Source organism: Streptomyces sp. NPDC002690 (assembly GCF_053592415.1).
Genome location: NZ_JBSFVR010000483.1, coordinates 1 through 4,536 on the forward strand (window position 1 = coordinate 1; position 4,536 = coordinate 4,536).

The window sequence follows — 4,536 nt, forward strand, 5'->3', positions numbered from 1 at the left end:
CGGCAACGGCGGGGGCGCACCCCGGACCCGCCGCGCCGCGTAAGGCGCCGCGTCCCCGGTGTCCCTGAGACACCGCGGTGGACGCGGGTACGCACGAAGGGCGACGCCCGGTCCGGTTCTCCGGACCGGGCGTCGTGCTGTCCTGTGCCGTCGCGCTCCGCGGGGCCGGGCCGGGGGAGTAGTACGGGCGAACGAGTGATCATCACATGGAGTGGCGGGCGCTTCCCCCGCCCACCGCCGGGGCAGCCTGCCCACCGAAGCGGCGCCGGAGCGGCGGCGCGCCGTTCGGGAAGGGCGGGCACACATGACAGCGGAGACCCGGGAAGACGGCGGGAGCGGGCCGGTCCTGCTCGCCGCCGGTCTGGCCGACCTGGCCCTGACCACCTGCGGAGCGGCGTGGACGGCCGCACGCGGGCTGCTCGGCCGCTCGGACCTGGGAGACCTCGCCCAGCAGGGGGAGCAGGACCTGAGGGCACGCGGCCGGCTGGCGCTGGACCGGGTCGGCACGGGGCCCGCGCACCTGGAGATCCTCGCTCGCCACGCCCGTACCCGGGGTGCGGGCGGACCCGGTGCCTGAGCCCGTAGGTCTCGCACCCGGGCCGCCGGTGCACGGCGTACCCAGGCAGCCTTCCCGCCCGGCGTCCGGACCCCGTGCCGCCGCCGCGTCCGTCCCACCGGCAGCCCCCGAGCCCTCGGACCTTGCCGCGCTGCGGGCCCGGGTGGATCACGAACTGCGGCGGTTCACCGACGCGGAGACCGAGGCGTTACTCGCCGTCGACGAGGACCTCGCCCCGCTCGCGGCCGTGCTGGCGAACGCCACCGCGCACGGCAAACGGCTGCGGTCGGCCTTCTGCTACTGGGGCTGGCGGGCGGCGCGGCAGCCGGACAGCGCGGCCATGGTCCGCGCGGCGGCCAGCATGGAACTCGTCCACGCGGCGGCCGTCGTCCACGACGACATCATCGACGACAGCCACCTCCGGCACGGCCTGCCGACCGCCCACGTCGCCCTGCGCGCCTCCGTCGCCGGGGGCACCCGGGTCAACCCCCGCGCCGCCTCGCTCGCGATGCTCGCGGGCGACCTGCTGATGTCCTGGGCCGGCCAGCTGTTCACCGGCTGCGGCCTGCCCGGCGCCTACCTGGCCCGGGGCCGCCCCCTCTGGGGCGTGCTGGCACGCGAACTCGTCGCCGGAGAGGCCCTGGAGATCCTGCGCACCGCCGGGCCGCCCGACGTGGCACGGTCGCTGAAGGTGATCCGGTACAAGACCGCCAAGTACACCGTGGAACACCCGCTGCACATCGGGGCCGCGCTCGCGGGCGGCGACACGGCGCTGCGCGACGCCTTCACCGACTACGGGCTGCCGCTCGGCGAGGCCTTCCAGCTCCGTGACGACCTCCTCGGCGTGTTCGGCGAACCGGAGCACACCGGCAAGGCCAACACCGACGACATCACCGGCGCCCGGCCCACCGCGCTGATCGCCCACGCCCTCGCCGGGGCCACCCCCGCCGAGCGCCGCGAACTCTCCCGCCTGCTCGGACGGAGCAAGCTCACCGTCGCCCAACTCGACCTGGTACGCGAGGTCGTGGAGTCCACCGGGGCGCGCGCCCGCGTCGAGCGCATGATCGGCGCCCGGGTCTCCCTCGCCACCCGGGCGCTCGCCGGAGCCGGTCTCCCCGCCCCCGCGTACGCCGCACTCACCCACCTGGCCACCGCGGTCACCACCCGCCCGGCCTGAAGCCCACTCCCGTACCCAGCCCTGTACTCCGCACCGCACTCCGCACCGCACTCCGCACCGCACTCCGCACCGCACGGAAAGTCCAGAGGAGCCGCCCCCGTGTACCCGACCGAGCAGTCCATGAACGCGCTGCGCCAGAGTGGCGACGAACTCGCCGACGCCACGGTGGCGACCCTCTCCGAGCGCGGCGAGACGGGGAAGTTCAACACCCTGATGCGGTACGTCTCGGTGGCCGGGCAGCCACTTCCCGACGGGCTGCCGGACGTCGCCCGCGCGTACCTGCACGAGACCGGCAGCCCGCCCGCCTGGGTCGACTGGGAGGAGATGGAGAGGGCGCGGCTGTTCTTCATCGACAACAACGTGCACATCTCCACCGCCCTGTCGTTCGCCGCCATGCCCGCCTGCTACGTCGTCCCGCACATCGCGAAGCTCCTGTCGGCGACGCATTCGCTCAACTACCCCTCCAAACGCATGGCGGAGACGGGACAGTTCACCGTCTACCTCATGCGGCCCGACGCGTTCGAGGCAGGCGGACGCTTCCTCCCCGCCGCCCAGAAGGTCCGCCTGTTGCACGCCTCCATCCGCTACCACCTGCGGCGCGAGGGCCGCTGGGACACGGCGGCCCTCGGCACGCCGATCTGCCAGGAGGACATGATCGGCGGACAGATGATGTTCTCGATCCAGGTCCTGGACGCCCTGCACCGGCTCGGCATCCACATGAGCGCCGAAGGCGCGGAGGCTTACCACTACGCCTGGCGCGTCGTCGGCGCGATGCTCGGCGTCGACCAGGACCACGCTCCGAAGGACCTGGACCAGGCCCGCGCCTTCTCCGACCTCTACATGACCCGGCACATGGGCCCCAGCGACGAAGGGGCCGCCCTCACCCGGCAGCTGGTCGACCTGTACGAGGAGGTCGTCCCCGGAACCCTGCTGGACCCGGTCGTCTCCGCGCTGATCCGCCACCTGATCGGCGACACCTGCGCCGACTGGCTCGGCGTGGCCCGCACCCCGTGGGACACCCTCGTCAAGGCCGCCCCCGCGCTGATGAACGTACTGGAGACGATCGAGGACCGCTCACCGCTCGGGGCGTGGGCGCTGGACCGCCTGGGCCACTTCACCACCCTGTTCGAGCTCTCCTCGCTCACCCGGGGCCGGGTGATGCACTACGCGATCCCCGAACACCTCAAGAAGGACTACGGCCTCTCCACCGCCGTCCCCCGCAACCGGCGCTGGACCCCGCCCGCCCCGGTCGTCTGAGGCGCGGTCCGGTCCGGTCGCGGAGCCCGGGGCGGGTCCGGGGAGGACGACTCCGTTCACGTGTCGCACTCCCACTCCGTCCCGCACACCCCGCAGCGGGCCCGGACCGGACCGCGTACCGGCACCCGCAGCCGCTGATGGCACACCGGGCAGTCGAACAGCACCCGCGCCCCCGGCCCGTCGTCCTCGAAGGCGTACGGGGCGCCGGGCGCCGCCATCCCCCGGTGCCGGTCCCGGGCGTACCGCATCCGGCCCATCGCGCCCGCCGCCCGCAACGGCGGCACCCGCAGGTCCCGCAGTGCCCTGGACCGGCCCTCGGTGTACGCCTGGTACGCCTGCGGGCCGGTGAACCACGGCGAGGGGTCCTCGCCGAACGCCAGCGACCTCTTCGCCAGGACGTACCCGAACTCCTCCGGAGTCAGATAGCCCAGTTTCTGGCTGGTCAGCGCGTCCTCGCGGAACGCGTCCAGCAACAGCCAGCCCGCGCCGAGATAGACGGCCACCGTGTCGGTGAGGATCTCGTTCTCCCACTCGCCGGAGAACTCCAGCCCCAGCCGGTGCAGCAGCACATGGGTGACCTCGTGCGCCAACGCGGCGCCGACGTCGCGCCGGTGGGACCGGAAGCGGTCGTTCAGCTCGACGAAGTACTCGGGTCCGGCGGTGAGCTCGACGGTGGCCGCGTGCTCCGACCGACGGAAACCGACGACCACGCGCGCGTCCGGCAACCGCAGATGCAGCACCGTCGCCCGGGCGATCCGCTGCGCGCCCGCGTACAGCTCCTCGGCGTCCGTGAACGCGACCTCCGACGCCGGCAGACTCGGCGCGTACGCGCGCACGCCCGCGCCACCCAGCGCCCGGTACAGCGCGGTGATCGCGGCCCGGACGGTACCCAGATGCGGGAAACCGTGCGTCACGGCACTCCCGTTCCGACCGCTCTCCGTCACGTCCCCACCCCCCCCGGCAGGCGGCTCGCGCCGCTCGGCACCACGGTACGGGGCGCGATCGGTTCATGTGATGGTCGGACTTCGATGGTCGGAGTGTGTGAGGTGCCCGTGCCAGATGCCCTACGGGTGGCCGCACGAGCGCTCTCCGGGCCCCGCACCGGCGGTCCGGACCGGGATCACCCACCGACGGCCAACGGCCGGTGCGCAACGTCTAAGCTCGTCCCTCATGAACGACATCGATCCGTCCGTACGCGCGGAACTGAACCGGCTCCGCGAGAGCATCGACAACATCGACGCCGCCGTCGTCCACATGCTCGCCGAACGGTTCAAGGCCACCCAGCAGGTGGGCCATCTGAAGGCCGCCCACCAGCTCCCGCCCGCCGACCCGGCGCGCGAGGCCCGGCAGATCGAGCGGCTCCGCCAGCTCGCCGGCAGCGCCAAGCTCGACCCGGCCTTCGCGGAGAAGCTCCTCAACTTCATCGTCGCCGAGGTGATCCGCCACCACGAGCGGATCGCGGAGGAGGCCACCGCCGGCGACCGGACGGCAGAGGGCGACACCGCGACCGACGCCTGACCGTCCCGCCCGGCACCCGCGCGGGACG

Annotated in this window: 5 protein-coding genes; 4 read left to right on the plus strand and 1 reads right to left on the minus strand. The window is 73.6% G+C overall.

The window, feature by feature from the left end:
• Positions 1-304 precede the first annotated feature (304 nt).
• The 3 genes from ACWD3D_RS33735 to ACWD3D_RS33745 all read left to right on the plus strand — a co-directional run bounded on the left by ACWD3D_RS33735 (position 305) and on the right by ACWD3D_RS33745 (position 2,990).
• Complete coding sequence (locus ACWD3D_RS33735) at positions 305-577, plus strand: polyprenyl synthetase (RefSeq protein WP_451464520.1); 273 nt, start codon at positions 305-307, stop codon at positions 575-577.
• Between the two features lie 130 nt (positions 578-707).
• Positions 708-1,733, plus strand: coding sequence for a polyprenyl synthetase family protein (locus ACWD3D_RS33740; RefSeq protein ID WP_451464523.1), 1,026 nt, complete (start codon positions 708-710; stop codon positions 1,731-1,733).
• 120 nt (positions 1,734-1,853) lie between these two features.
• Positions 1,854-2,990, plus strand: coding sequence for an oxygenase MpaB family protein (locus tag ACWD3D_RS33745; protein WP_451464524.1), 1,137 nt, complete (start codon positions 1,854-1,856; stop codon positions 2,988-2,990).
• Between the two features lie 56 nt (positions 2,991-3,046).
• On the opposite strand, the gene ACWD3D_RS33750 is transcribed toward ACWD3D_RS33745, so the two are convergent.
• A complete protein-coding gene (locus ACWD3D_RS33750) occupies positions 3,047-3,934 on the minus strand; it encodes a hypothetical protein (protein WP_451464521.1) in 888 nt (295 codons plus the stop codon).
• A 226-nt stretch (positions 3,935-4,160) separates the two neighbouring features.
• Here ACWD3D_RS33750 and ACWD3D_RS33755 point away from each other — a divergent pair, with 226 nt between their 5' ends.
• Entirely contained in the window at positions 4,161-4,508 is a 348-nt protein-coding gene (locus ACWD3D_RS33755) for a chorismate mutase (protein ID WP_451464522.1), read from the plus strand.
• Positions 4,509-4,536 lie beyond the last annotated feature (28 nt).

Excerpts from the sequence above, each read along its gene's own strand:
- ACWD3D_RS33735 (WP_451464520.1), top strand. The coding sequence starts at position 305 with ATGACAGCGGAGACCCGGGAAGACGGCGGGAGCGGGCCGGTCCTGCTC.
- ACWD3D_RS33755 (WP_451464522.1), top strand. The coding sequence starts at position 4,161 with ATGAACGACATCGATCCGTCCGTACGCGCGGAACTGAACCGGCTCCGC.
- ACWD3D_RS33745 (WP_451464524.1), top strand. The coding sequence starts at position 1,854 with ATGAACGCGCTGCGCCAGAGTGGCGACGAACTCGCCGACGCCACGGTG.